General features: G+C 67.0%; 27 protein-coding genes and 2 pseudogenes. 16 read left to right on the plus strand and 13 right to left on the minus strand.

What is annotated here, in order from left to right:
- Positions 1-55: 55 nt before the first annotated feature.
- The 4 genes from psrA to phnD all read right to left on the minus strand — a co-directional run bounded on the left by psrA (position 56) and on the right by phnD (position 3,825).
- Positions 56-1,144 (minus strand): iron-containing alcohol dehydrogenase PsrA, encoded by a 1,089-nt coding sequence (psrA, locus tag N5C91_RS20870; protein WP_279831720.1) that lies wholly within the window; start codon positions 1,142-1,144, stop codon positions 56-58.
- A 196-nt stretch (positions 1,145-1,340) separates the two neighbouring features.
- Positions 1,341-2,159: a phosphonate ABC transporter, permease protein PhnE gene (phnE, locus tag N5C91_RS20875; protein ID WP_279831721.1), complete on the minus strand. Its 819-nt coding sequence runs from the start codon at positions 2,157-2,159 to the stop codon at positions 1,341-1,343.
- Complete coding sequence (gene phnC, locus N5C91_RS20880; RefSeq protein ID WP_279831722.1) at positions 2,156-2,956, minus strand: phosphonate ABC transporter ATP-binding protein; 801 nt, start codon at positions 2,954-2,956, stop codon at positions 2,156-2,158. Before phnC ends, phnE begins: the two co-directional genes overlap by 4 nt.
- Positions 2,953-3,825 (minus strand): phosphonate ABC transporter substrate-binding protein, encoded by an 873-nt coding sequence (gene phnD, locus N5C91_RS20885; RefSeq protein ID WP_279831723.1) that lies wholly within the window; start codon positions 3,823-3,825, stop codon positions 2,953-2,955. The genes phnC and phnD overlap by 4 nt, the downstream gene beginning before the upstream one ends.
- A gap of 111 nt (positions 3,826-3,936) precedes the next feature.
- On the opposite strand from phnD, the gene N5C91_RS20890 reads away from it, so the two are divergent.
- From N5C91_RS20890 to N5C91_RS20900, 3 genes are all read left to right on the plus strand, one after another.
- Positions 3,937-4,794 carry a LysR substrate-binding domain-containing protein gene (locus N5C91_RS20890; RefSeq protein ID WP_279831724.1) on the plus strand — a complete coding sequence of 286 codons (858 nt, stop codon included), beginning with the start codon at positions 3,937-3,939 and terminating at the stop codon, positions 4,792-4,794.
- 86 nt (positions 4,795-4,880) lie between these two features.
- A complete protein-coding gene (locus tag N5C91_RS20895; protein ID WP_236170683.1) occupies positions 4,881-6,011 on the plus strand; it encodes an MFS transporter in 1,131 nt (376 codons plus the stop codon).
- Positions 6,012-6,094: 83 nt separating this feature from the next.
- A complete protein-coding gene (locus N5C91_RS20900; protein WP_279831727.1) occupies positions 6,095-6,982 on the plus strand; it encodes a sterol desaturase family protein in 888 nt (295 codons plus the stop codon).
- On the opposite strand, the gene N5C91_RS20905 is transcribed toward N5C91_RS20900, so the two are convergent.
- The 3 genes from N5C91_RS20905 to N5C91_RS20915 all read right to left on the minus strand — a co-directional run bounded on the left by N5C91_RS20905 (position 6,971) and on the right by N5C91_RS20915 (position 9,179).
- The gene (locus tag N5C91_RS20905) at positions 6,971-7,654 is read right to left on the minus strand and encodes an AraC family transcriptional regulator (RefSeq protein WP_279831728.1); all 684 of its coding nucleotides are present in this window, start codon (positions 7,652-7,654) and stop codon (positions 6,971-6,973) included. The two genes, N5C91_RS20900 and N5C91_RS20905, sit on opposite strands and share 12 nt — an antisense overlap.
- Positions 7,641-8,201: a GNAT family N-acetyltransferase gene (locus N5C91_RS20910; RefSeq protein WP_279831730.1), complete on the minus strand. Its 561-nt coding sequence runs from the start codon at positions 8,199-8,201 to the stop codon at positions 7,641-7,643. The genes N5C91_RS20905 and N5C91_RS20910 overlap by 14 nt, the downstream gene beginning before the upstream one ends.
- Before the next feature lie 87 nt (positions 8,202-8,288).
- Positions 8,289-9,179: a LysR family transcriptional regulator gene (locus N5C91_RS20915; protein ID WP_279831732.1), complete on the minus strand. Its 891-nt coding sequence runs from the start codon at positions 9,177-9,179 to the stop codon at positions 8,289-8,291.
- 170 nt (positions 9,180-9,349) lie between these two features.
- Between N5C91_RS20915 and N5C91_RS20920 the strand changes: the two genes are divergently transcribed.
- Entirely contained in the window at positions 9,350-10,339 is a 990-nt protein-coding gene (locus N5C91_RS20920) for a zinc-dependent alcohol dehydrogenase family protein (RefSeq protein WP_279831734.1), read from the plus strand.
- A gap of 42 nt (positions 10,340-10,381) precedes the next feature.
- Here N5C91_RS20920 and N5C91_RS20925 read toward each other — a convergent pair whose 3' ends face one another.
- Positions 10,382-11,155 carry an SDR family NAD(P)-dependent oxidoreductase gene (locus tag N5C91_RS20925; RefSeq protein WP_279831736.1) on the minus strand — a complete coding sequence of 258 codons (774 nt, stop codon included), beginning with the start codon at positions 11,153-11,155 and terminating at the stop codon, positions 10,382-10,384.
- Between the two features lie 169 nt (positions 11,156-11,324).
- On the opposite strand from N5C91_RS20925, the gene gcvA reads away from it, so the two are divergent.
- Positions 11,325-12,242 carry a transcriptional regulator GcvA gene (gene gcvA / locus N5C91_RS20930; RefSeq protein WP_279831838.1) on the plus strand — a complete coding sequence of 306 codons (918 nt, stop codon included), beginning with the start codon at positions 11,325-11,327 and terminating at the stop codon, positions 12,240-12,242.
- 218 nt (positions 12,243-12,460) lie between these two features.
- Here the strand turns inward: gcvA and N5C91_RS20935 are convergent, their stop codons facing one another.
- From N5C91_RS20935 to N5C91_RS20945, 3 genes are all read right to left on the minus strand, one after another.
- Positions 12,461-12,805: a bleomycin resistance family protein gene (locus tag N5C91_RS20935; RefSeq protein WP_279831738.1), complete on the minus strand. Its 345-nt coding sequence runs from the start codon at positions 12,803-12,805 to the stop codon at positions 12,461-12,463.
- Between the two features lie 45 nt (positions 12,806-12,850).
- Entirely contained in the window at positions 12,851-13,261 is a 411-nt protein-coding gene (locus N5C91_RS20940) for a hypothetical protein (protein WP_236170674.1), read from the minus strand.
- A 94-nt stretch (positions 13,262-13,355) separates the two neighbouring features.
- Positions 13,356-14,015 (minus strand): hypothetical protein, encoded by a 660-nt coding sequence (locus tag N5C91_RS20945; RefSeq protein ID WP_279831742.1) that lies wholly within the window; start codon positions 14,013-14,015, stop codon positions 13,356-13,358.
- Positions 14,016-14,289: 274 nt separating this feature from the next.
- Between N5C91_RS20945 and N5C91_RS20950 the strand changes: the two genes are divergently transcribed.
- The 9 genes and pseudogenes from N5C91_RS20950 (at position 14,290) to N5C91_RS20990 (ending at position 20,924) form a co-directional block, all read left to right on the plus strand.
- The gene (locus N5C91_RS20950) at positions 14,290-16,218 is read left to right on the plus strand and encodes an LTA synthase family protein (RefSeq protein ID WP_279831744.1); all 1,929 of its coding nucleotides are present in this window, start codon (positions 14,290-14,292) and stop codon (positions 16,216-16,218) included.
- 91 nt (positions 16,219-16,309) lie between these two features.
- The gene (locus tag N5C91_RS20955; protein ID WP_279831745.1) at positions 16,310-16,888 is read left to right on the plus strand and encodes an NAD(P)H-dependent oxidoreductase; all 579 of its coding nucleotides are present in this window, start codon (positions 16,310-16,312) and stop codon (positions 16,886-16,888) included.
- Positions 16,889-16,953: 65 nt separating this feature from the next.
- The gene (locus N5C91_RS20960; RefSeq protein ID WP_279831747.1) at positions 16,954-17,334 is read left to right on the plus strand and encodes a MerR family transcriptional regulator; all 381 of its coding nucleotides are present in this window, start codon (positions 16,954-16,956) and stop codon (positions 17,332-17,334) included.
- 84 nt (positions 17,335-17,418) lie between these two features.
- Positions 17,419-17,763, plus strand: a complete 345-nt coding sequence (locus N5C91_RS20965; protein WP_236170669.1) for a cupin — start codon at positions 17,419-17,421, stop codon at positions 17,761-17,763.
- A 219-nt stretch (positions 17,764-17,982) separates the two neighbouring features.
- Complete coding sequence (locus N5C91_RS20970; protein ID WP_236170668.1) at positions 17,983-19,077, plus strand: NAD(P)-dependent alcohol dehydrogenase; 1,095 nt, start codon at positions 17,983-17,985, stop codon at positions 19,075-19,077.
- A gap of 129 nt (positions 19,078-19,206) precedes the next feature.
- Positions 19,207-19,344, plus strand: a pseudogene (locus tag N5C91_RS20975) (sigma factor); the annotation flags it as partial.
- An 18-nt stretch (positions 19,345-19,362) separates the two neighbouring features.
- A pseudogene (locus N5C91_RS20980) lies at positions 19,363-19,590 on the plus strand (hypothetical protein); the annotation flags it as partial.
- Between the two features lie 104 nt (positions 19,591-19,694).
- A complete protein-coding gene (locus tag N5C91_RS20985) occupies positions 19,695-20,180 on the plus strand; it encodes a DUF2165 family protein (RefSeq protein ID WP_279831749.1) in 486 nt (161 codons plus the stop codon).
- A 27-nt stretch (positions 20,181-20,207) separates the two neighbouring features.
- On the plus strand, positions 20,208-20,924 hold the full coding sequence (locus tag N5C91_RS20990; protein WP_279831751.1) for an SDR family NAD(P)-dependent oxidoreductase: 717 nt from the start codon (positions 20,208-20,210) through the stop codon (positions 20,922-20,924).
- Positions 20,925-21,046: 122 nt separating this feature from the next.
- Here the strand turns inward: N5C91_RS20990 and N5C91_RS20995 are convergent, their stop codons facing one another.
- Positions 21,047-21,790, minus strand: coding sequence for a class I SAM-dependent methyltransferase (locus N5C91_RS20995; protein WP_279831840.1), 744 nt, complete (start codon positions 21,788-21,790; stop codon positions 21,047-21,049).
- Between the two features lie 619 nt (positions 21,791-22,409).
- Between N5C91_RS20995 and N5C91_RS21000 the strand changes: the two genes are divergently transcribed.
- Positions 22,410-23,795: an APC family permease gene (locus tag N5C91_RS21000; RefSeq protein WP_236170665.1), complete on the plus strand. Its 1,386-nt coding sequence runs from the start codon at positions 22,410-22,412 to the stop codon at positions 23,793-23,795.
- A gap of 182 nt (positions 23,796-23,977) precedes the next feature.
- On the opposite strand, the gene N5C91_RS21005 is transcribed toward N5C91_RS21000, so the two are convergent.
- Positions 23,978-24,880 carry a LysR substrate-binding domain-containing protein gene (locus N5C91_RS21005; RefSeq protein WP_236170664.1) on the minus strand — a complete coding sequence of 301 codons (903 nt, stop codon included), beginning with the start codon at positions 24,878-24,880 and terminating at the stop codon, positions 23,978-23,980.
- A gap of 158 nt (positions 24,881-25,038) precedes the next feature.
- Between N5C91_RS21005 and N5C91_RS21010 the strand changes: the two genes are divergently transcribed.
- Entirely contained in the window at positions 25,039-26,337 is a 1,299-nt protein-coding gene (locus N5C91_RS21010; protein WP_279831755.1) for an FAD-binding oxidoreductase, read from the plus strand.
- The last annotated feature ends 27 nt before the right edge of the window (positions 26,338-26,364 follow it).

The raw sequence follows: 26,364 nt of genomic DNA on the forward strand, positions 1-26,364 counted from the left end.
TTGTTCGGTGCAACAGGAAAAGGCGGCAGCCAGGGCCGCCCGGTGAAGGACGGCGTCAGGCGGCTTGCGAGCCGATGAAGTTGCGGCCGCGTGCGCCCTGCATGGCGAAGTCGATCATCGCTTCGGCCTCGGCGGACGTCACGCCGTAATCGCCGAACTCGGTCTTGACTCCGAGGCGATGGAGGAATTCACGCAGGCGCTGCTGTGCGCCCTTCAGGTCGTTGCCGAAGACGCGCTGCAGCACGCGGTCGCGGTCGGCGTCGCGGCCCCAGGCGAGGCCCAGCACCAGCGGCAGGGTGAACGAGCAGGCGATGCCATGGGGCAGGCCGTGGCGCAGGGTCATCTCGTAGGAGATGGAGTGGGCCAGCGCGGTCTTGGTGTTGGAGAAGGCCATGCCGGCCTTCAGCGCGGCCAGCGCCATGCGCGAGCGCAGCTCGCGGTTGCCGAGGTCCTGTTGCAGGCGCGGCAGGCAGTCGAGGATGTCCTCGATGGCGGAGATGGCGAAGGTGTCGGAGATCGGGTTGGCGTTGTGGTTCCAGATCGATTCCAGCGCGTGGGACAACGCGTCCAGCCCGGTGGAAACGGTGACCCCGGCGGGCACGCTGAGCATCAGGTCCGGGTCGACCAGCGCCACCTGCGGCCAGGTGCAGTCCAGGTGCAGGGAGTATTTCTTCTGCTGCTGCGCGTCCCAGATGGTCGCCCAGGGCGTCACTTCGCTGCCGGTGCCGGCGGTGGTCGGCGCGGCGACCAATGCCTTGTGCCGTGCCGGGACGAAAGGCTTGCCGGCGGCCAGCAGGTCGAGCAGTTCGTCGAAGCGCCCGGACCCGGTGCCGACGATCAGCGCCTTGGCGGTGTCGATGGCGCTGCCGCCGCCGAGGGCGAATACCGTGCTGCAGTCGCCCGCTTCACGCCAGAAGCGCTCGTGCACATTGCGCAGCCAGGCCACATCGGGGTTGGGTTGCACGTCGTCGATGACGTAGGCGAGGCGTTCGCCGAGCAGGTGGCGGACGCGCTCGATCAGCCCCAGTTGCGCGGCTTCGGGGAAGGTCACCAGGGCGACCTTGCCGTCGCACAGCTCGGCGATGCGCTCGAGGCTGCCGCCGCCGAAAACGGTGGCGACCGGATTATGGAATCGGGCAGGCATGGGCAGTTCCTTGTTGTTGTTTGAATCTGCGGCCATGCTCGGGGCCTCGTGGTTTTCGTTCCAATCGATTGATCGCAGGTGGGCATCGGCCTGACCGATAACGGCGGGTGCGGACATCTGGCAAAACTCCAGGCATGAGCCTGCCCGGCGCGCGCCCAGGAGGGCGCACGCGGCAGGGTTGAAGAGGGAGGGTGGATCAGTGCCGGCCGTTGCCCTGGATGGCGTGGCGCAGGCGGTTGGAGAGCATGTCGGCGAGCACCACCATGACGGTGATGACGAGGATGCAGGTGGCGGTTTCCGGGTACTTGAACAGCTTCAGGCTGCTCACCAGCTCGAAGCCCAGGCCGCCGGCGCCGACCATGCCGAGCACGGTGGCCGAGCGCAGGTTGACCTCGAAGCGGTAGAGCACCACGGCGATCCAGGCGGTGATCACCTGCGGCAGCACACCGAAGGCGATCACCTGCAACGGCCGCGCGCCGGTGGCCTGCAAGGCTTCGATGGGGCCCTGGTCGATTTCCTCGATGCTCTCGGCGAAGAACTTGCCGAGCATGCCCACGCCGTGCAGCGCCAGGGCCAGCACGCCGGGGAAGGGGCCGAGGCCGACCGCCGAGACGAACACCAGGGCGAGGATCAGCTCGTTGATGCTGCGGATGACGTTGAGCAATTGTCGCGTGCCCAGGTACAGCCAGCGGTTGCCGTGCAGGTTGCGCGCGGCGAGGAAGCCCAGCGGCACCGCCAGGACGATGCCCAGCAGCGTGCCCCAGAGGGCGATCTGCAGGGTTTCCAGCGCCGGGCGCCAGAGGCTGGGGAGGATGCTCAGGTCCGGCGGCAGCGAGCGGCTGAGGAAGTCGCCGATCTGCGGCAGGCCGCTGGCCAGTTCGCTCCAGCTCAGTTGCGCGCCCTCGGCGCTCCAGTGCAGCAGGTAGAGCACCGCCAGTACGGCGGCGCCGGTGGTCAGCCAACCGCGCTTGCTGTGTGGCGTCTCGACCATCCACTGATGGCTTCGCAGGTTCATGCGCCGACTCCTGTGCCGCTGGTGTACACCGCGCGAGCCGCCGCCTGGTAGGCGGTCGCCTCGCCGCTTGGGCGTTGCTGGTAGATCCGCTGCAGGGCCGAATCATCCAGTTCCCCGGCGCTGCCGTCGAAGACCACGCAGCCGTTGGCCAGGCCGATGATGCGGTCGCCGAACTCGCGCGCCAGGTCCACCTGGTGCAGGTTGCACACCACGGTAATGCCCAGGGTGCGGGTGGCCTCGCGCAGGTAGTGCATGACCAGTTGCGCGGTCTTCGGGTCGAGGCTCGCCACCGGTTCGTCGGCGAGGATCACCTGCGGCCGCTGGGCCAGCGCTCGGGCAATGCCGACGCGCTGCATCTGCCCGCCGGACAGCGAATCGGTGCGCGCATCGGCCTTGTGTTCCAGTTCCACCCGGCGCAGGCATTCGCGGGCCAGGGCGATGTCTTCACGGCTGAACAGTTGCAGCACCGAGGCGAGGCTGCCGACGCAGCCCAGGCGCCCGGTGAGCACGTTCTTCAGCACCGACAGGCGCGGCACCACGTTGTGGTGCTGGAAGATCATCGCCACCCGGCGGCGCAGTTCACGCTGGTCGCGGGGTAGCAGCGCATCGACCCCGGCGACCTGCAGCGTGCCGCTGTCGGCCTTCGCCAGGCGGTTCATGCAGCGCAGCAGGGTGGACTTGCCGGCGCCGGACTGGCCGAGGATCACCACGAACTCGCCGGCCTCGATGCGCAGATCGATCCCGCGCAGCACCGGGTTGTCGCCGTAGCCCTTGGTCAGTTGGGCGACGCGGATCATTTCAGGCTCCGCAGGTCGAGGTCGAGCACCTTGGCGGTGTCGCGTACGACGTTGTAGGCGGCGTCGTTGGTCGGCTGGAAGCCGTTGAGCATGCCCTGGTCGCCCCACGGCACGTCCTTGATCGAGGCGAACGCGGCGACCAGTTTCTTCTGCAGTTCCGGGTCGAGGTTCTTGCGCCAGACCATGGGCGACTCGGGGATGTCGTCGGATTTCCAGACGACCTGGAAGTCGTCCTGCTGCACCTGACCGGCGCTGATGGCACCAGCGAGTATGCGGTCGGCCACGGCGGCGGCATCCACCTTGCGGTTCTCCACGGCGAGGATGCTGGCGTCGTGGGAGCCGGAGAAGATCACCCGCGAGAACAGCGCCTTGGGGTCATGCCCGGATTGTTCCAGACCGGCCTTGGGGAACAGGTGGCCGGAGGCCGAGCTGGGGTCGACGAAGGCGAAGGTGTGACCCTTGAGGTCGTCCAGACTGCGGATGCCGCTGTCCTTCCGGGCGATGATCAGGCTGTGGTAGGCGCTGCTGCCGGTCTTCTTGGTCACCGCCACGGCGAAGGCGTTGGCGCCGGCCACCTGGTTCGCCAGCACGTAGGAGAACGGCCCGAGGTAGGCGACGTCCAGCTTGCCGGCGCGCAGGGCTTCGATCACGCCGTTGTAGTCGGTGGCCACGAAAGGCTTCACCGGCATGCCCAGGCGTTCCTGCAACTGGTCGAGCACCAGCTGGCTGCTCTTGATCATGGCCTGGGAATCCTCGGAGGGGATCAGGCCGATGGTGAGGGCGTCCTGCGCCTGGGCGGTCGACAGCAGGGCGGAGGCGAAGGCGAGCGGCAGCACGGCGAAGCGGAACAGTCTGGTCAGCGAAGTCATGGCGTTACCCGGAGGTTGTGTTCGGTAGCGCCAAAGCTAGGGCTGTCATGTGACAGTCACGCCATCAAATCAATATGGGTTTGCACGCAAATCCATTGATAGGAGCTATGGATGTCCAGCGCCCGCCTGCGCACCTTCCTTGCCGTTGCCCGCCACGCCAGCTTCAGTGCCGGAGCCCGGGCCATCGGTCTCAGCCAGCCAACGGCGACCACGCAGATCCAGGGCCTGGAGCGCGAATTCAATGTCGAGCTGTTCCATCGCCGTGGCCGGCGCATCGAGCTGACCGCCGTGGGTCGCGCGTTGCTGCCCATCGCCCAGCAGATGTCGATGCTCGAATCCGAGGCGACCAACCTGTTGCGCGATTCCGGCCAGCTCAATCGCGGTCAGCTGAAGGTCGGCGCGGTGGGGCCGTTCCATGTGATCGAGATGGTCGACCGCTATCGCCGCGACTATCCGCAGATCGACGTGTCGATCCGCATCGGCAACTCGGCGTCGGTGCTCGCCGACCTGGAGAACTACGTGACCGATGTCGGTGTGCTGGCCGGGCTGCATGACGATCCGGCCTTCGTCGCCGAGTTGTATGCGCGGCACCCGGTGATCCTCTTCGCCCACGCCGAACACCCCTTCGCCCGCCACGACGAGGTGCCGCTGCAGGCGCTCCAGGGCCAGCCGCTGCTGCGCCGCGAGCAGGGCTCGACCACTCGCGTGGCCCTGGAACGGGTGCTGGAAGCGGCGGACGTCACCCCGCGCATTGCCATGGAGATCGGCAGCCGCGAGGCGCTGCGCGAGGCGGTGATCCGTGGCATCGGCATCGGCGTGGTGTCCGAGGCGGAGTACATCGCCGATCCGCGCCTGAAGGCCATCCGCATCATCGGCGACCCGGTGTTCACCGAGACCTACCTGTACTACCTGGCCGAGCGCCGCAGCAGCCAGGTGATCGCCTCCTTCCTGCGCACACTCGCGCGATAGCACGGCCGCCGGGGCGGGCGTAAGGCTTGTCTTGCGGGCCGGGGGCCGGGTTATCCTGCGGCCCCCGTCGCCGTCACGAGACTGTCATGTCGTCCGCTGCCGAGCAGGCGCCACTGCGCCGCGCCGATCGAGATTCGCGCAACTCCGCCCAGGTGCTCGGCCTGTGCCTGCCCGCCGACGTGCTGCTCTACCTGCTGCTGCCGATGTACGCGGCGGACTTCGGCGTCACCCTGGTGGAAGCGGGCATCCTGCTGGCGGCCAACCGCCTGGTACGCATCGTCGGTTATGGCTGGGTGGTGCGCTTCTACGCGCGCCATGGTGACCGCGCCGCCTGCAGCCTCGCAGCGTTCGCCACGGCGTTCTGCGCGCTGGCCTCGGCAACGCTCTCCGGGTTTGCCGTACTGCTGGTGTTTCGCCTGGTCTGGGGCCTGTGTTTCGCCACCTTCAACCTCAGCACCCAGACCCTCGCCACCGCTGAAGCGCAAGGCGCCGCGCGGCGCGCCGGCCGTTCGCGGGCGACCTTGTCCATCGGGCCGATGCTGGCCCTGCCGCTGGGGGCGGTGATGGCCCAGGCCTTCGGGCCGCGCAGCGTGTTCTTCGTGCTCTGCGTGGCCGCCCTGTGCGGCCTCTGGCGTGCCCGCGCGCTGCCGGCCACGGGGCACGAGATTCCCGTCAGCAGTGGTCGCCGCCTGCGCCTGCCGGACAGCATCGCCACCTGGTCGTTCATCGAAGGCGTGACCCTGGACGGCCTGTTCATCTTCGGCCTGTCGCTCTACGCGCAGACCCACCTGGGCGGCACCGGCGTGCTGGTGGCAGGCATCCTGATGGCGGTGCGTTATCTCAGCGAGATGCTCTTCAGCCCCTTCGGCGGGCGCCTGGCGGACCGCTTCGGCGCGCTGCGCATGCTGGTGATCCTGTCGCTGGCCACCTCGCTGGCGCTGCTGATGTTCGGCAGCTACTGGCTGTTCGTCGGCGCCTTCTTCGTGCTGGTGTTGCGCGCGTTGCAACTGCCGCTGGTGGTCACGCTGGTGGCGCAGCGCAACCCGCAGGCGCGCATCCAGGCGCTGGCCGGCAATGCGGTCTGGCGTGACATCGGCGCCGGGCTCGGACCGATCCTTGCCGGCGTGCTGCTGCCGCAGGTGCCGGCGATCTGGGCCTACGCCGGAGCGGCACTGATTCTAGCGCTCAGTGCGCTGGGGTGTGCCTGGCGGCGCTGAGCTGGCGAGATGCGCGGATTGTTCAAGCGCCGGTGACGCGGCAACGGGAACACTGGCGACTCCCATTGCACCGGAGCTGCCCCATGCGACACCTCTACGCCCCCGCGTTGTTCTTCGGCTTCATCGGCCTGGCCCTGTACCTGGTCGGTGAAGGCGTATCGCTGCTCTGCCTGCCGGCGCTGTTGCCGCTGGCGATCCTGCTGGCCTTTCTTGCCGAGCGGTTCTGGCCGTATCGAGCGGGCTGGAATGAGAGTCACGGCGATGGCGCACGCGACCTCATCCATGCGTTGGTCAACGAGACGCTGAACGCCCTGGGCATTGCAGCGATTCCATTGCTGGCCCTGTGGCTGCCGCACGTCGAACTGTGGCCGACGGATTGGCCGCTGGCGCTGCAACTGCTGGTGGCGCTGCTGATCGCTGACTTCGGCATCACTCTGGTGCACTACGCCAGCCACCGTTCCGCGCTGCTCTGGCGTCTGCACGCGGTGCACCACAGCGTGACGCGCATGTACGGCTTCAACGGCCTGATGAAGCACCCGCTGCACCAGATGCTCGAAGCCCTGGGCGGCACGCTGCCGCTGCTGTTGCTGGGTATTCCAGTGGAGGTTGCGGCGCTGCTGGCGTTCGCCATCGCGATCCAGTTGCTGCTGCAGCACAGCAACGTGGATATGCGCATCGGCGCGCTGCGCCATGTGTTCGCCTGGGCGCCGCTGCACCGCCTGCATCACCTGAAGTACGGCACCACGGGGGATGTGAACTTCGCGCTGTTCTTCAGCTTCTGGGATCGCCTGCTGGGCACCGCGCTGTACCTGCCGGACTATGAACTGGCGGAGGATGACCTGGGCATCGGTGATCGGCCCGATTACCCGGCCGCCTACCTGGAGCAGATCGCCGAGCCGTTTCGCCGCTCCGATGCAGCGCATCCGCCGGCACCATTGCCGGCAGAGCTGCGCCGCGCGCTAGTCGATTAGCCGCAGCTTCAGTTGGCGCAGCGTCAGGTCGGCGCGAATGCCGAACTGGCTGCGCACGCTGCGCGAGAAGTGCGCGGAGTCGGCGAAGCCGGCGGCGATGGCAGCGCTGGTCAGGCTGTCGCCGGCCATCGCGAGGCGCAGTGCCTGGCGCAGCCGCTGCCAGAGCACCAGGCGGCGTACCGACAGCCCCAGTGTGCCGCTGAACAGCCGCTCCAGCTGGCTCAGCGAGAGCGCGGCTGTCTCGGCCAGTTCCTGGGCGGGCAGGGCGCCGTCATCCAGCGCGCGGATGCGTCGGAGGGCTTTATCCAGGCGCGGGTCGAGCTCGCGGCGGGGCAGGGTTTGCAGTTGCGCGGCGAGCGCTGGCAGGTCCGGCCCGGTTGCTCGGCAGACGCGCTCCAGGTCAGCCAGCTCGAACGCCAGCGGCTCTGCGAACAGGGTGACGGCGCGCTGGTCGCTGTCGAGGATCGCGTGGCGCTGGTTGGAGGCGATCACCAGCAGCGAGGCCTGCTGTGGCCGGTCGTCGAGCAGCGCCTTCACCTCACCCTCGCAAGCCATCAGCAATTGATGCGCGTAGTGTGCGTGGGCGCGTGCGTGCCCGGTGGTGCCGGCGACGAGGCAGAAGTCCGCGCCGAGCCACAGTTCGCCCTGCCAGGCCCGTTCAGTCGGCTGCATGGCGTGCCAGCCACTCCTCGCGCGTCAGCTCCCAGGTTTCCCGTGGCAGTACGCCACTGACGAAGTGGCCTTCGTCGCGGCCCGCCAGGCGCATGCCCTCGCGTTCGGAGATACGCCGGGAACCTTCGTTGACGATGGCCTTGGGCACCTGCATCAGCGGCTTTCCCAGCGTCTCGAACCAGAAGCGATTGACCGCATCGCAAGCCTCGCTCATGTAGCCGTGCCCCTGGCAGGCCGGCGCCAGCCAGAAGCCACGGTGATTGCCTGGCTGGTCGAACAGCGAGATGTTGCCGATGGCGTCGTCCGGCGTGCTGGCAAGGCGGATCATCCAGTGCCATTCCTCGCCACGGGCCATGGCCGGTAGCACCCAGTCGCGCACATAGACCAGCGCGCCGTCGGCCGGATAGGGCCAGGGCACGCGGCGGTCGAGGTAGCGCACCACTTCCCAGTGCGGGAACAGGCGCTGGATGGTCGGCGCATCGCTCAGTTGCACGGGCGTCAGCAGCAGGCGCTCGGTGCGCAGGGTCGGCGGGCTGTGGCTATCCATGGCGGCTCCAGTTTCTTCGCCGACAGTCTGCCGGTTCCTGGCGGCCGCTGGCCAGCCCCGGGCAAGGCCGGCGCCACCCGGCGAGGTTCAGGCCGGGCGGCCGAAAGCGGCGCTGGCGAAGTCGAGGAAGCTGCGCAGCTTGGGCGTCAGGCGCCGATCCGGGGCGTAGAGGATGTGCATCGGCGAGGCCGGCACGCTGTATTGCGGCAACAGATGAACCAGCGTGCCGTTGCGCAGCGCCTCGCCAACCAGCTCCCGAGGCTGCAGCACCACGCCCAGTCCGGCGATGGCGGCGGCCAGCAGCGGGTCGCCTTGATTGATCGTCAAACGGCTTGTAATCGGCACTTCGATACGTCCGTCCGGGCCGTCGAAAGTCCAGCTCGATCGGCCATCGGAAAAGGCGAAACCCAGGCATTCGTGCTGGCTCAGGTCCTCGGGGGTGCGGATCGCCGGGCGGCGCGCGAGGTAGGCGGGGGCGGCGCACAGCAGCAACTGATACGGCGCGAGGGCGACGGCCTTGAGGCGGCTGTCGGCCAGCTCGCCGATGCGGAACACCACGTCGTAACCGTCGTTGACCAGGTCCACCAGTTCGTTGGCCAGTGTCAGGTCCACCGACACCTGCGGGTAGCGCACCATGTACTCCAGCAGGCGTGGCGACAGGATGCGCATGCCGAAGGTCACCGGCGCGTTGATCCGCAGCCGCCCGCTGGGCGTGCCACGAGTTTCCGCAGCCAGGTTCTCCGCCGCCTCCATGTCCGCCAGGATCAGCTTGGCGCGCTGGTAGAAGGCCCGGCCAAAGTCGGTGAGGCTCTGGCGCCGCGTGGTGCGGTTGAGCAGCGACAGGCCCAGGTGCTGTTCGAGCATCTTCACCTGCTTGCCTACCAGTTGCGACGACAGCTGCAGTTCTTCGGCAGCGGCGCTGAACGAGCCCAGCTCCACCGCCTTGACGAAGACGGCCATTTGTTCGAGGCGGTCCATTACAAACCCTGCGTTTCAAGTGTCCGCCCATCCTAGGCCTTTATCCGCAGCGGACCAACGCCTAGATTTCTCCCCATGTCGCGGACGGTCGAGCACCGTTGCAGGGACTTTCTACACTCCCATTCCGGCCGGCGCTTTCGTCCCGGCCCCCGATCGAGAAGAGGTTTGCCATGGCCCGCATTGTCAGAATCCACCAATACGGTGACGCCAGCGTCCTGAAACTGGAGGCGGTGGATGTACCTGCCCCGGCGCCGGATGAAGTACAGATCGCGGTCAGGGCCATCGGCCTGAACCGTGCCGAAGTGATGTTCCGCAACCACGCCTATCTGCAGGAAGCCGAATTCCCCAGTCGCCTGGGATACGAGGCGGCCGGCGTGGTGAGTGCGGTGGGCAGTGCCGTGAGGAATGTCGCGGTCGGCGATGCGGTAAGCCTGATCCCGCCGCTGGATATCGCCCGCTGGGGCACCTACGGCGAAGTGGCCAACGTGCCGGCGTACCTGGTGGTGAAGCACCCGCAGAATCTCAGCTTCGAACAGGCCGCGGCATCCTGGATGCAGTACGTCACCGCCTGGGGCGCGCTGGTGGAGCAGGCGAAACTGTCGAAGGGCGAGTTCGTGCTGGTCACCGCTGCATCGAGCAGCGTGGGGCTGGCCGCCTTCCAGATCGCCCGCATGGTCGGTGCCACCTCCATTGCGGTGACCCGTACCCAGGCCAAGAAGCAGGCGCTGCTGGAGGCGGGCGCCGATCACGTGATCGTCAGCGATGACGAGGATATCGTCGAGAAGGTCATGGCGCTGACCGGTGGGCAGGGCGCCCGCGTAGTGTTCGACCCGATCGGTGGCCCTGGTTTCGAAGTGCTCACCCAGGCCATGGCCCGTGGCGGCATCCTCCTCGAGTACGGCGCACTGAGCCCGGAACCGACGCCGTTCCCGCTGTTCACCGTGCTCGGCAAGAGCCTGACGCTCAAGGGCTACCTCTACGCCGAGATCGTCGCCGACCCGGCGGCGCTGGAACGCGCCAAGGCGTTCATCGTCAAGGGTCTGGAGTCCGGCGCGCTGAGCCCGGTGATCGCGCGGACCTTCGCGCTGGAGCAGATCCAGGAGGCGCATCGCTTCCTCGAAGCCAACCAGCAGGTGGGCAAGATAGTCGTCACGGTCTGAGGCCGGAGCAAGGCAAACGGGCGCCCTGCGGCGCCCGTCTGGTCACTGGCGGCCGGCGGTGACGCCGCCGTCCACTGGCAGCACGGTGCCGGTGATCCACGAGGCCTCGTCGGAAGCCAGGAACAGCATCGCTGCTGCCACGTCGCCCGGCTGGCCGTTGCGTCCCAGCGGGTGGAAGGCATTGAAGGTCGGCAATACCTGCCTGACCTGTTCGGCATCCATGAAGGTGCCGTAGACCGGCGTTTCCACCACGGCCGGGGCCACGGTGTTGATGCGGATGTTCGAGCCGGCCAGCTCGATGGCCAGATTGCGGGTCAGCGCATGCACGCCGGCGTTGGCCGCGGAGTAGGCCGCCGAGGGCGTGGCGCCGATGGCCTGGATGGCCCATAGCGAACCGGTCTGCACGATGGCGCCGCCGCCGCGCTGCAACATGGCCTTGGCTGCCGCCTGGGCCATGAAGAACTTGCCCTTGAGGATGGTATCGAGGAAGGCGTCGTATTCCTCCGGGGTGACTTCCAGGAACGGCTTGGGCGTGAAGATGCCGGCGTTGTTGATGAGGATGTCGAGGCCACCGAACTCGCGCTGCGCCAGTTCGACCAGGGCCTGGGCGGTGGCCGGGTCGGCGATGCTGCCGGCGAGGCTGCGCACGCGCTCGCCGCTGGGGTCGATTTCACGCGCTGCGGCTTGCAGCTTGGCGCCGTCGCGGCCGCCGATGACGACGCTGGCGCCGGCCTCGACGAGGCGCCGTGCGACTTCCTTGCCGATGCCTGAACCGCCGCCGGTGATGATGGCAACCTTGTTAGAAAAACTATTCATGGTGGACGTCCTCGCTGTGGCCCGTGGCCGGTGATCGGAAGAAGCCGTCGTTCAGCGCTCAGTAGCCTTTTGCTGGTCGCTTGGGATGGCTTTGTGGCGTAAATTGTCGATCGCGGCGAAGTGGCCGACAACGCACAAGTTCTTCCTGATCGACATAGAAAATCTATCGATGACAACCCCGGCTTACCTGAATGCCCTGCGCGCTTTCGAAGCGGCGGCCCGGCACCAGAGTTTCTCCGCGGCGGCAGCGGAGCTGAACGTCACTCCGGCAGCTGTCGGCCAGCAGGTTCGCCACCTCGAATCCTGGCTGGGCGTTGCCCTGTTCACCCGCGCCGCCAGTGGCTCGGCGCGGTTGCAGCTTACCGAGGTAGCGCGCGCCGCCTTGCCGGATATCCGCGAGGGCTTCGAGCGCCTGGCACTGGGCCTGTCGCGGCTGCGCGACGCCAGTGTCAACACAGGACTGACGGTCGCTGTGAGCCCGGCCTTCGCGTCGAAATGGCTGCTGCCGCGAATCGAGGGTTTTCAGCAGGCGCATCCCGAACTGGACGTACTGCTGGACACCAATGCTCGAGCTGTCGACTTCCAGGTAGATCGCATCGACGTCGGCGTGCGCTACGGGCGCGGGCGATGGCCAGGGCTGACGGCAACGCGGCTGATGGAGGAGACGATCTTCCCGGTGTGCGCGCCGGACTTCGCGTTGCTCAGGAATGGCAAGCTGTCGGCTCTTGCGCTGGAGCGAGCCACGCTGATCCACGATCTGTCGATGGCCCACGACCCGGATTTCCCGACCTGGCGCCGCTGGCTGGATGCGGCGGGCTATGCGCAGGTGCAGGCGAGCCATGGCCTGCGCATCAACAATTCGGCGGCGGTGCTGCAGGCGGCGATGGAGGGGCAGGGGCTGGCGCTGGCGCGCAGCGTGATGGTGCGCGACGACCTGGCGGCCGGGCGGCTGATCCGCCCCTTCGCCGACCGGGGCCCGGCTTGCCCGCTGACCCAGGCGTATTACGTGGTCTATCGCCCGGAGTGTGCCGAATTGCCCAAGGTGAGGGCGTTCCGCGACTGGTTGCTGGCCGAGGCGGGGCAGTGAGGCGGAGCGGCCAGCTGGTGCCAGACTCCCCGGGCGCGCCAGCGACGAACTGCGCTTCGATCCAGGCCTTGAACACTTCGCTGGTGGCCGGGCTGTAGCGCGCCGACAGCAGGAGACGACACCACGCATGAGGCCGGATGGTACCGACTGTGACGACCAGCAGGACGTCCTGCACGCGCTGCTGGTGCTCCTCGGCGGTACTCGTATGCGCGCCCCGCTCAGTTGGTGGTGCGCTGGGCGAAGGCCAGGTGATAGCCGTTGCAGTCGCGCACGCCGAATTCCCTCGAGCCGTAGGGCATGTCCTGCAGGGGCCAGGCGATCTGTGCCCGGTCCTGCACGGCGGCGAAGTAGCCGGCAACGTCCGCGAGTTGCAGGTAGACCGTCCCCGAGCACGCCACTTCGCCGCCCCACAGATCCTGGGCGGTGAACAGCAGGCGGCAGTCCTCCAGTTGCACGCTGAGCGTACCCTGTGCGGAGTCGGTCACGCTGAAGCCGAGCGTGTCGCGGTAGTGCTCGCGGGTGAGATCGAGGTCGTGGCAGCGCAGCAGCAGGGTCAGCGGCATGGGAGCTCCGGAGTGGGCGGCGGAGCGGCGATCATGTCACAGGGTTCAGCGCAGAATCACCCGCAACAGCGAAACCAGCGCTGCGCCGATCACGGGCGACATCCAGATGCCGAAGGTCTGCAGGATGAATTGCCGGGCGTAGGTCAGCAGTCCCATGTCCGCAGAGGGTACTCCGAGCCGGTGCCGACAATAGCCGAGGACGGCCACGATGAAGCAGGCGCCCGCGAGTACCCCGAGCGCTCGCCAGAGCGGCCCGCGCTCGCTGGCATAGGAGAGCAGCGCGCCACAGAGCGCGCCGCTGAGTGCCACCAGAATCTCGAAGATGAACTCGGGTTCGACAAACCAGCGTTTGCCGTGCAGCCCGATCGCATCGCCGAGCTGCCAGCCGGCGACACTGCCCAGAACCAGCGCCAGGGTGAGCCACGGAAAGCGGCGCGAAGCCTTGCTGTTCTGCATCGGGGAGAACCCCTGAGAATCATCGGTGAAGGCGAACGAGCAGTATAGCGAGCGTGCCCGCGCCCACTGCTTCAGCGACGGATGGTGCAAGCGGTCACTTGCGCAGGATATAGACCCGCACCCCGTCCGCGCCGGGGATCACGTTGTAGTGGCGGATCTGCGCGAAGCCCAGGCGCTGGAACTCGCGCTCCAGGGTGTGGGCGCTCGGGAAGTCCGGGCCGTCGGAATGCGGCTCGGAGCCGCAGGGGCAGGGACCGGAGGCTGGGACGGTGGGGCTGCCCTGGCCGACTCGGGCGAAGAGGATCACGCTGTCGCGGGTGACCGGGATCCATTGGTTCAGCAGCCGGATGTTCTGTCTGTTGCAGGCAGTCTGGGGGATTTCCGGAAGCAGCAGGCAGTCGACCGAGCCCTTGCGCAGTTCGGCCTGCTCCTGCGGGGCGGGCAGGTCCCTGATCCGCCGCTTCATGGCCTCGGGCAACTTGTTGTGGGCTTGCTCCAGCGAGTCGACGGACGGGCAGGTCGCCACGATGATGCGATTGCTGTGCTCCAGCAGCACCGGCCAGGCGGCGCCCGGCGACCGCGATACCTCCAGCATCAGGATCGGCTCCTCGGCCATGCGCAGCGCCAGGCGCAGCAGGCGCTTCTGCCGCCACTGGCGAATCCGCTGGCAAAGACCGCCGCCGAGCGATCGGCCGGCAAGGGCATCGCGCTCGTGAGCGGGAGAGGGGGCGAACAGGCGTTGGGGTTCGTTCATGGGGTGCGGACTCGTCAGTTACCGCCATTGTCGAATCGCACGATCAAGGTCTCGTCAAGGACATGTGAAAAAGTCGTGGAGCGGGACTTTTCGTGCGCCAGTATCGTCGCCTGAACGTGATCGCCAGCGGATCATCGGCAATTCACGAAACCGGCAGCTCCATTTGACGATTTCTTTTCCTTTCGCCTTGTACTGTCACGCCCCGGTTGCCGGCACCGGCGCTGACCTGCGCCGCATCGTGTAGCGCAGGAAGAACCACTACAAGGGACACCCCATGCAACTTTTCCGCTCGGCACCGACGCGCTTCCTGGCGCTGGTCGCCTTGCTCTGGCTGACCGTCTTCTTCCTCACCCGATCGGCCCTGCTGATTGGCCACCTGCCCGAGGTGGGCTCGGCGCACCTGGCGGTCTTTGCCATCGGCCTGCTGTATGACCTGAGTTTCCTGGTCTATGCCCTGCTGCCGATGGGCCTGGTCCTGCTGCTGATGCCGGCGCGGGTCTGGCGCAGTGCTGCCTGGCGCTGGCTGCTGACGGCCACGCTGTTCGTCAGCGTCTACGTAATGCTCTTCACGGCGGTGGCCGAGTGGCTGTTCTGGGATGAGTTCGGCGTGCGCTTCAACTTCATCGCGGTCGATTACCTGGTGTACTCGGACGAGGTGCTCAACAACATCCTCGAGTCCTATCCCATCGGCCTGCTGCTGAGCATCCTGGCAGCGCTTTCCCTGGCCGTGACCCTCGTGCTGTTCAAGCCCCTGCGCCGCCTCGCTACGGCCGAAGTGCCGTCCCTGCCGCGGCGCCTGCTGGGCTGTGCCGCGTTGCTGGCACTGGCGCTGGTGGCCGGCCTGCTGGTCGACCAGGATTCCCCGCGCGGCCAGGACGGCAACACCTATGCCCGCGAGCTGGCGAGCAACGGGCCGTACCAGTTCTTCGCCGCATTCCGTAACAACGAGCTGGACTACCCGCAGTTCTACGCGACCCTGCCGGCCGGGGAAGTCACCCAGCAGATTCGCGCGGAGCTGGCCGAACCGGGCGTCCGTTTCACCGGCAGCGAACCGATGGATATTCGCCGCAGCATCGTCAGCGCCGGCGCGGCCAAGCGCTACAACATCGTCCTGGTGACCATCGAGAGCCTGAGCGCCAAGTACCTGGGCAGCAACGGCGACGAGCGCGACCTCACGCCGAACCTCGACGAGCTGCGCCGCAACAGCCTCTATTTCAACAACTTCTACGCCACCGGCACCCGCACCGACCGTGGCCTGGAAGCCATCACCCTGTCGATCCCGCCAACGCCGGGGCGCTCCATCGTCAAGCGCGTCGGCCGCGAAAGCGGCTTCGCCAGCCTGGGCCAGCAATTGAAGAACGTCGGCTACGACGCCGTGTTCCTGTATGGCGGCCGTGGCTACTTCGACAACATGAATGCCTTCTTCGGTGGCAACGGCTACCGCATCGTCGACCAGTCCAGCGTCCAGGAAGCGGATATCCACTTCAAGAACGCCTGGGGCATGAGCGACGAGGACCTCTACGCCCAGGCCATCAAGCTGGCGGATGAGGACCACGCTCGCCAGCAGCCGTTCCTGCTGCAACTGATGACCACCTCGAACCACCGCCCGTACACCTACCCGGACGGCCGCATCGACATCCCTTCGGGCGAGGGTCGCGACGGCGCGGTGAAGTACACCGACTACGCCATCGGCCAGTTCCTCAAGGCGGCCAGGAGCAAGCCCTGGTTCGACAACACCCTGTTCGTGTTCGTCGCCGACCACACCGCGGGCAGCGCCGGCAAGGAAGACCTGCCGGTGGCGAACTACCAGATCCCGCTGTTCATCTACGCGCCCAAGCTGCTGCCGAGCGGGGAGCGCGCGGAACTGGCCAGCCAGCTGGACCTGGCCCCCAGCCTGCTGTCGATCCTCAACCTGAGCTACACCTCGACCTTCTACGGTCGCAACCTGATGGCGCCGAGCGCTCTGCCACCGCGAGTGGTGATCGGCAACTACCAGCACCTGGGCCTGTTCGATGGCCAGGACCTGGCGATCCTCAGCCCGCGTGGCGAACTGCGCCGGCACAACCAGGCACTGGGGGCGAGCACGGAGGTGACGGCGAACACCGGCGACCCGCTGGTGGACCGGGCGATCAGCTACTACCAGTCGGCAAGCTACGGTTTCACCCATCACCTGCTGGACTGGCAGCCGACGAAGGGGCAGTGACTGCCCCCAGCCGATCAACGCTCGGCATGGTTGACTCTCCCCCCAGGGGGAGGCTTTAGGCTCGGCTCGCTTTCACCAGGAGTTGAGCACCATGCGACAAAAACGGATTCTGCTGATCCTCGGGCACCCCAGTGGCGACAGCTTCTGTGCCGCCCTCGCCGAACGCTACCGCGAGGCGGCCAGCGGAGCCGGGCATGAGGTGAGGTTGTTGTGCCTGGGCGAGCTGGCCTTCGACCCACTATTGCGCCACGGCTACAACGGCGCGCAAGCGCTGGAGCCGGACCTGCTCCAGGCGCAGCAGGCGATTGCCTGGGCCGATCACCTGGCCCTGGTGTTCCCTGTCTGGTGGGGCGGGGTACCCGCGCTGCTCAAGGGCTTTCTCGACCGGGTGTTACTGCCCGGTTTTGCCTTCCGTTATCGGAAGGGCTCGCCCTTCCCGGAAAAACTGCTCAAGGGCCGCACCGCGCACCTGCTGGTGACCATGGACACGCCGCCCTGGTACTTCCGCTGGTTGCAGCGCATGCCGGCGCTGCAGCAGATGCGCAGGGCTACCCTGGAGTTCTGCGGCATCCGGCCGACCCATACGCTGATGCTCGGTCCGCTCCTCCACTCACCGCCACAGCGGCGCGAGAGCTGGCTGCGACAAGTACAGGCGCTTGCCGCCGGATGAATCGCGGGCTGGGTTTTTCCCCGCCACTGCAGCATCCTTGCCGCGGTCTGCAGGGAGTGGCTCACATGTATATCGGGAAGGTCGCCGAGCTGTCCGGCACCACGGTCAAGTGCATTCGTCATTACGAGGACATCGGCCTGCTGCCCACGCCGCAGCGGCTGGGCAAGTACCGGGTCTACACGCAGGAGACGGTCGAGCTGCTGCTGTTCATCAAGTGCGCCCAGCAATTGGGCTTCCGCCTCAGGGAGATGCAGGAGATCTTCCGGCGCGGCGATGAGCTGTCGCGTGCGGACCTGGTGCGCCAGGCGATTGCCGCGAAGAAGGAGGAGTTGAGCTGTCGCATCGAGGAACTGCAGCGCCATTACAACGGCCTGGAAGACTTCGAGCAGAGCCTGCTGGGCTCCACCGCTCTCTGCGACCTGCAGCGTCTGCCGGCGGTGGGCTGACGACCCTCTGTCGCCTCGATTCGAGCAGCCCATGCCAGGGTCTTTACTGGCTCAGAGAGACTCTCGATCAGCGAGGCCGGCGCGATGAACAGCGAAGAGGTGGTGCCCGAGACCCGGGGTGTGACGGTGGAGCTGCTGTCCGCGGTCGACCTTGGTCCGGAGATCGAAGGCATGGCGGGCCGCCAGTTGCGGATGCGCCGGGTGACCATCGAGCCTGGCGGCGTCTTCGGGCCAGTGCATGACCACGTGGACCGACCTGGCACGGTGTTCATCCTGCAGGGCAGCATCACCGACCATCGCAACGGCGTCGCCACGGATTACGGACCAGGCCTCGGCTGGCCCGAAGACCACACCACCACGCACTGGCTGGAGAATCGCGGCAGCGTGACGGCCGTGGAAATCTCGGTTGATATCGTCCGGCATCGCTGAGTGCCACCTCGTAGCTGCGCTCCGTGGTGTCGGCCAGCCTGCGCTCGGCGCCGAGCGGTTGGTTGCCGCTGATTTCGCCCCTGGGCTGCCGGGTGGCTGCCCGCAGCGACAAGTCCTTCCCGACGATGACTCGCCCGGGCTTTCCCCCTGCTTGATATGCATCAACGGGATTTCACAGCGGCCAAGCACACTGGACCTTCCAAGCAAGGAGAAAGAACGATGGCAATGATGAAAGCGGCGATCTTCGTGGAGCCGGGTCGAATCGAACTGGCGGACAAACCCATTCCGGAGATAGGCCCCAACGACGCGCTGATCCGCATTACCACGACCACCATCTGTGGTACCGACGTGCACATCCTCAAGGGTGAATACCCGGTCGCCAGGGGGCTGACCGTCGGCCATGAGCCTGTTGGCGTCATCGAGAAACTCGGCAGTGCGGTCAAGGGCTACCGCGAAGGCCAGCGGGTCATCGCCGGGGCGATCTGCCCGAATTTCAATTCCTATGCCGCGCAGGATGGCGTGCCTTCGCAGGATGGCAGTTACCTGATCGAGAGTGGCCGCTGCGCCTGCCACGGCTACAAGGCCACCGCCGGCTGGCGCTTCGGCAACCTGATCGACGGCACCCAGGCTGAATACGTGCTGGTGCCGGACGCCGAAGGCAACCTCGCACCGATCCCGGACAGCCTCACCGACGAGCAGGTGCTGATGTGCCCCGACATCATGTCGACCGGCTTCAAGGGCGCCGAGAACGCCAATATCCGCATCGGCGATACCGTGGTCATCTTCGCCCAGGGGCCGATCGGCCTGTGCGCCACCGCCGGTGCCCGCCTGCTGGGTGCCTCGACCATCATCGCGGTGGACGGCAATGAGCACCGGCTGGACATCTCCCGCAGCATGGGCGCCGATGTCACGCTGGACTTCACGAAGTGCGACGTGGTGGAAGAGGTGATGAAGCTCACCGGCGGGCGCGGCGCCGATTCGTCCATCGAATGCCTGGGCCTGCCGAGTACCTTCGAGCAGGCGATGAAAGTGCTCAAGCCGGGCGGGACCTTGTCGAGCCTGGGCGTGTACTCCAAGGATGTGCAGATACCGCTTTCCGCCTTCGCGGCCGGCCTGGGTGACCACCGCATCAATACCGCCCTGTGCCCCGGCGGCAAGGAACGCATGCGCCGGCTGATGAGCATCATCGAATCGAACCGTGCCGACTTCGGCTCGCTGGTAACGCACCACTACGCACTCGATGACATCGTCAGCGCCTATGACCTGTTCGCCCATCAGCGCGACGGTGTGCTGAAGATCGCCATCAAGCCGTGAGGCAGGGCAGGGAATGATCTTGCGTCTCCGGAGGAAGGTCATTCCCTGCAGCGTTCGCCCAATTGCGCAGGGCAGGGCAAGTCCAGCATTGCTGAGAACGATTGTCATATTTAACAAGACTGGGCGTTCATGGACAGCGAGCGGGCATTCGAACGGGATGTCGAGTGGCTTTACCTTGCCCACCACGGCTGGCTGAAGGGCTGGCTGCGTCGCCGCCCGGGCGAACACGCCGATGCCGAGGACCTGGCGCAGGACACCTCCGTGCGCAGCCGCAACCTGACCTCGGAGCAGTCCGACTACGCCATCTACAGCGGCCGCGTGGGCTAGCGCATCGACGACCACTGGAGCCTTGCGCTGAACGGCAACAACCTGTTCGACAAGAAGTACTACCAGAGCGTCGGCGCCGTTTCCTGGGGCAACTTCTACGGTGAGCCACGCAACTTCATGGCCACCCTGCAGGAGCGTTCTGAGCGCGCGTTTCGGGAAGCAGTTTCCGCTTCTGCTGTGTGTTGACCTCAACCTAGGTTGAGGTCCTAGAGTCCGTCCGGGCCTGCCTGACGCCGCCGTTTCCGGCGGCGGGCGGGCGCATTCGGAACATGACCGCACAAGGACCCGGTATGGACACCCACGCTTCACTGATGATTTTCCAGGCCATCTGTTTCCTCGGTTTCAGCCTCTGGCTGAGCATCGCGCTGATCAACAATCTGCACGCCTTCTCCAGTTCGGTCGCGGCGGTCGGCGCGACCATGGCGATGGCGCCGCTGCGCCAGCCACCGGTGATCGACTTCCCCTTGCTCGCGCGCGCACTGTCCTCGCCGACGCTGCATCGCCTGGTGCTGGTCGTCATTGTCCTGCTGCAGGCCATGGCAGCGCTCGCGGCCTGGGCCGGCTGCTACGAGCTGCTGCTGGGCGGCGACCCCGACACGGCGCGCGCCTGGCTGAACCTGGCGCTGAGCGCGGCGCTGGCCTTCCTCTTCGGCATGCTCCTGGGCGGGCTCTGGTTCGGTTACTGGATTCGCCAGGAAGGGCTGCAGCTGACGCACCTGGTGCTGGTCATCTGGGTGTTGCTGAACTTCCTCGTCCTCAACCTTCGCTGGGATTGACGCGCCATGAATGCAGGGAGAGAACCGATGAACATGCTGATCGTGGGAGCGGGCAGGGGGCTGGGACGGGCCCTGCTCGAAGGGCTTGGCCGTCCGGGGGATTCGCTGATCGGCGTGTCGCGGCGGCGGCCGCAGTCCCTGGCGATGGCGCCGGGCGTCGATCTGCAGTGGATCGAAGCGGACCTCGCCCAGCCGGCTCCGGCGGTGGCGCAGATCGCGGCGCAGACGCCTGCCGCACTCGATGTGCTGATCTGCAACGTCGGTATCTGGGAGGAGCACGCCTTCAGCGAGCAGTACGCGTTCCTCGAGGAGAGCGACGCATCCATCGGCACGCTGGTCGAGGTCAACATCACGGCCACCTTGCTGCTGCTCAAGCACCTGGTCCCGCGCTTGCTTGGCTCGGCGCGGCCGCAACTGATCCTCACCGGCTCGACCTCGGCGCTGCGCCAGAGCGGCCGTCCGGAAGTGGCATTCGGCGCCAGCAAGTTCGCCCTCAATGGCATGGCCGATGCGCTGCGTGAAAGCTTTCGCGACGAGCGCCTGGCGGTGACCGTGCTGCAACTGGGCAACCTGAACACCGACGACCTGCTTTCCACGCCGCTCGACGATGCGGCGGCGCGTGGGGAAGGGCAACTGATCCCGGTGCACGACGTGGTTACCCTGGTCGATGCGCTGCTGCGCTTGTCCAGCGCCTCGTTCGTGCGCGAGCTGACGTTGCCTGCCATCGCCGACGCGCGCTTCTGAGCGCGACCAGGCTGCCCCGGCGCGGCCGCGGTGGTCGCTCGAGCGAAAGGGGCCGCGTGGTTACCCGAGCGTCCTGTCAGGGCGGCGCCGGTGCCGCCGGCCCGGGCCGTCGCCCAGTGCGCTCAGCGCTTCACGCAGACGAACAGGGCATTGCCCGAGCTGCCGGTCCAGGGCGTGATCCGCTGGTAGTCATGCTCGAAAATCTGCACCTCGAAGCGTGGCTCGAGCAGGCGCTGCAGCTCGACGAAGCTCAGGGCGACCATCGCGTGTTCGTCCTGCCAGGCCTGGGTCTCGCCAGCTGTGGTCTTCTCGATGCTCAGGCGCAGTGCCTGCTGCTCGCCCGTGCCGCTGTAGTACCAGCCCGAGCCGAAGGTGAACTGGCTGCCCTGGTGTTGCACCGAGTGGCGCACGAAGGAGCGGTTGTCGATCAGCCCCTTGTCCACGCTGTTGAAGCAGAACACACCGCCGTCGGCGAGTGCATCGTGCACGCTCGCCAGGCATGCCTGCAGCTGTTCCACGCCAGGGTTGTAGTGGATCGAGTAGAGGAAGCAGGTGATCAGGTCCAGCGGTTCCTCGACACCGAAGTTCGCCATGTCCTGCCGGCTGAAGTGCGCCTCCGGGCAGCGCTGGCGGGCGATGTCCAGCATTGGCTGATTGATGTCCAGGCCGGCGCTTTGATAGCCGAAGTCGAGGAAGTGGCGCACGTGCGGCCCGGTCCCGCAGGCCAGGTCCAGGTGCCGCCGTCCCGGGTTGCCGAACAACTGGTGCAGACGGCGCACACAGTGACTCTGCGCCTGGTAGTCGATGTCGGCGCACATCAGGTCGTAGTAGGAGGACAGGTCGGTGTACAGCGCGTTGGAGGACATAGGCAGCCAGACAGAGGTTCGCCGGAGGTTGAGGCGCGGCATGGTACATCAGCCCAGGTGATTTTCCGCTGGAATCGGACTGGCGCACAGGCTCCCCGAGGGCGCATCGAGCGCTGCGCCGGTACGCTCGGATGCAAGCCCGCGCAGCCACTCTCGACAGCGAAGCGCGGCCGGCAGTGCACCGTGCAGGGCCATTTTTTTCTTTGGCCGCGAAGATATTTTTACTAATTTTCCTCGGCGTCGAGCTGAAGCACCATGCGCCCCCATTCGAACAACAACGTCCTTCGAGGCGGCCCAGCAGGAGTGCCCAGGTGCAAGCGTTCAACGAGTGGCGGCAGTGTTTTGCAGCGCAGGTTTTCTTCGGTGACGCCATGAACGGCGGCCTTCGGGTCGCCGCGTGGGAGGGTGCGCTCTTCGCGCAACGCCTCCCTGCTCCTGCGGCCACGCCAGCGTGGCGGGCCGTCCCGATCGAGCTCCGCTGAATTCCCCCGACAGCGGCTGCCCGACACTTCGCCCCGGCTGAAAGCTCCGGGCATCCGACCGCTGCGCAGGAAGCCTCGACCGGCATCACGCCGTTCCAGTCCAACGAGCCCAGAGGCTCGCAGTCCAAGAGTCAGCCATGAAAAAAACAACAAGCGTGTCCGATACCTCCTTGCCTGCCCATCAACCCCATGAGCCGTCCGCGTCCTCACGGTCCTTCCGCAAATCGCTGGGCATCCCGGCGCTGGTGCTGTTCGGCCTGGCCTACATGGTTCCGCTGGCGGTCTTCACCACCTACGGCCTGGTCACCCGCATGAGCAAGGGCCACCTGCCGGCGGCTTACCTGTTCACCCTCGCGGCCATGCTGCTGACCGCCTACAGCTATGGGCGCATGGTGCAGGCACACCCGTTTTCGGGCTCCGTCTACAGCTACACACGCAAGACCTTCGGCGCCGCTTTCGGCTTCATGGCGGGCTGGACGCTGCTGCTGGACTACATCTTCCTGCCACTGCTGAGCTACCTGCTGATCGGCATCTACATGACCGACTACTTCCCTTCGGTCCCGCTGTCGGTGTGGATCCTCGGCTCCATTGCGCTGGTGACCCTGCTCAACCTCGTCGGCATCGAATCGATCACCCGGGTCAACTGGGTGCTGATCGTCGCGCAGATGGTGTTCGTGGTGGTGTTCATCGCCCTCTCGCTCAGCCACCTGGGCGCCCAGGCGGAGCCGGTGGCACTGGTCCAGCCCTTCTATGACGAGCATTTCAGCCTGCCGCTGGTGATGTCCGGCGCGGCGGTGCTGTGCCTGTCGTTCCTCGGCTTCGATGCCGTGTCGACCATGGCCGAGGAAACCCCGGAGCCGCGTCGGCAGATTCCTGCGGCGATCATGCTGGTGACCCTGATCGGCGGCCTGCTGTTCATCGTCATGGCCTACTTCGGCCAGCTGGTGTTCCCCGAGTGGCAGGCGCTCACCGATGCCGATTCCGCGTCGCTCGATGTGCTGCGCCGCATTGGCGGCGAGTGGCTGGTGACCTTCTTCACCGCGACCTATGTGGCGGGGTGCTTTGCCTCGGCAATGGTGTCCCAGGCGAGCGTCTCCCGCGTGCTCTTCGCCATGGGCCGCGACGGCGCGTTGCCTCGCGTGTTCGGCAAGCTGGTGACGAAGAAGCGCGTGCCGGCCACCGCGATCATGCTGATCAGCCTACTCTCGCTGATCGCGCTGTTCGTCACCCTGGATACCGTCGCCAACATGATCAGTTTCGGCGCGCTGTTCGCCTTCTCCGCGGTGAACCTGGCGGTGATCAAGCACTACCTGGTCGATGAGCGCCTGCGCGGCCGCGGCAACTACCTGCGCTACGGCGCGCTGCCGGCGGTGGGCTTCCTCAGCACCATCTGGCTCTGGTCGAGCCTGTCGGGGATGTCCTTCATGATCGGCTTCGCCTGGATGTGCCTGGGCTTCGTCTGCCTGGCCAGCGCGACGCGGATGTTCCAGCAGAAACTGCCGGACCTCAACATGGCCGAATGATCGCCGGCCGCGAGGGGTTCCCGCGCCGGGCGCGGGAACCCCTCGTCGTCAGTAGGTGCCGCGCGAGGTCGGCATTACATTGCGTGGCTCACCTTGGACGTTCGAGCCCCTGGCGATCCAGACGCCGAGCGTCGGCAAAGGGCGGCGAGCGTGGCGGATCCGGCTCTGCGAGGGACCGCCGATCAGAGCTCCAGCCGCTGCTCCTCGAACCAGTCGAGCACCGCCTGGCAGGCCGGGTGGGCGGCGCCGCTGTCGCGCAGCCACAGGGCGTAGCGGCCGCCGGTTTTCAGCGCTTCGCCGAAAGGCACGATGAGGTCGCCGCGCTGCAGGGCGTCGTGGGCCAGCAGGCGGTCGGTCATCGCCACGCCCAGGCCACGGGTGGCGGCGTCCAGCGCCAGGTCGTCGAGGTTGAACAGCATGTGCTTGAACTGCGTGGGCGGTGGCGCGGCCTGGGCGCGCAGCCACTGCGGCCATTCCAGGCCGCCGCTGGAGGCGTGGATCAGCGGGTGCCGGGCCAGCTCCTCCAGTGAGCGCGGCGGTTCCTGGCCGTCGTCCAGGCGCGGGGCGCACACGGGGATCAGGTATTCGTCGTACAGCGGCGTCAGTGCGCGGCCCTGCGGGTCGCTGCCGCTGGGCAGGTAGAGCACGTAGGCGTCGCAGTCGCCGCCATCGTCCACCACTTCGCCGCCCACCGTCTCGATGGACAGGCACAGCTCCGGGTGTCGCGAGTAGAAGGAGCTCAGGCGCGGCAACAGCCAGCGTACCGCCAGCGAGACGAAGATGCGGATGCGGAAGGGCCGCTCCGCCGAGGCCGGGGCCAGGCGCTCCTCCAGGCGCAGCAGTTGCTGCAGCATGCCCTCGGCCACCGTGTACACCTCGCGGCCGGCGTCGGTCAGCGCCACCTTGCGGCTGGTACGGTCGAACAGCGGCACGCGGTAGTACTCCTCCAACTGTTGGACCTGGCGGCTGATGGCGCTCTGGGTCAGGTGCAGCTGTTGCGCGGCCGCTGTGAAGCTGCCGGACTCGGCGACCTGCACCAGGGCCTGCAGTGCCTGCAGGGAGGGAACGCGCAGCAGTCTGTCCATCGGGCTTCTCTCTGCAATCTATGCGTTTTGCGAATACAAGGATGAAAAATGAGCGTTGGTGCGTCCAGCGCTACTGCCCGTAGATTCTGGCCATTACGCGCCATCGGGGAAATCGCTTGGATACGCCCGGCGCATGGATTGTGAAGGAGTGCCGGGCAATGAACAATCACTGCGGCTGGATCGCCCTGGCGGGCGAGTTGCCCGCGCGGCCGATGCTGAGCGGCACCCAGCAAGCGGACTGGCTGATCATCGGCGGCGGCATCACCGGGCTGTCCGCCGCCCACACGCTGGCAGCGCGTTTGCCGCAGCAGCGCGTGGTGTTGCTGGAGCGTCAGCGCATCGCCCAGGGGGCCTCCGCGCGCAACTCCGGCTTCGTCGTCGCCCACGAGTTGCCGGGGGCCAGCGAACGCCTCGGGCAACCCGGTCATGCTGCCTACCAGGTGGCCTCGCGTATCGGCATCGCGGCTGCGCAGGAGGTTCGCCAGCGCATCGCCGAACTGGCCATCGACTGCGAGCTGTACAACGACGGCTACCACTTCGCCGCGCACCGCGCCGAGCACCTGGGTGATGTCGACGGCATCCTCGCCACGCTGGCTTCGGTCGGCGCCAACGCTCGCTACTACGAAGGCGCAGCGCTGGAGCAACGGCTCGGCAGCGCTTTCTACGCGCGGGCCATTCACTGCGCGGGCGGCAACGCGCTGCTGCAACCGGCGCGTTATGTGAAGGGCTTGGCCGAGAGCCTGCCGGCATCGGTCGATGTCTTCGAGCAGAGTGGCGTGACCGACTTGCGCCGCACGGGCCAGGGCTGGGTCGCGCGTACCGCCCAGGGCGAAGTCCATGCGCCACAGGTGCTGGTCTGCCTGGGCGCTTTCATCGCCCGCGCCGGTCTGCACGAGAGCGGCGCCTTCCCGCTGGAACTCAGTGCCAGCATCACCCGCCCGCTGGAGGAGCCGCGCTGGCAGTCGCTGTTCAGCGAGAACCAATGGGGCGTGCTTGCGCCATTGCCCGGCGGCGGCACCGTGCGCCTGCTGCCAGGGCGTCGGCTGCTCATTCGCAACACCGTCGAGTACCGCCATCGCGACCTCGACAACAACGCGCTGGCCGAGCGTCGCCGCCGTCATCTGGTCGGCTTGCAGAAGCGCTTCCCCGGCATCGTCGACGCCGACATTGCCTACAGCTGGACCGGCCACCTGAGTGGCACGCGCTCCGGCGAGCCGTATTTCGCCCGCGTCGATCAGGGCCTGCATGCCGTGGCCGGCTGCAACGGCTCGGGCGTGGCGCGCGGCACCCTGTGGGGCCGCCTGCTGGTGGAGATGGCGATGGGGGACAGCTCGCCGGTGCTGGCCGATGTGCTGGCGCAGTCCACTCCAGGCTACCTGCCGCCCAGCCCGTTCTTCGATATCGGCGCTTCGCTGCGCATGGCCTGGGAAGTGCGCCGCGCCCGCGCCGAGGCCTGATCCAGCGCTTTACCCACGCATGACCAT

Source organism: Pseudomonas sp. GD03903, from assembly GCF_029840045.1.
In the GTDB taxonomy this organism is placed as follows: domain Bacteria; phylum Pseudomonadota; class Gammaproteobacteria; order Pseudomonadales; family Pseudomonadaceae; genus Pseudomonas; species Pseudomonas pseudonitroreducens.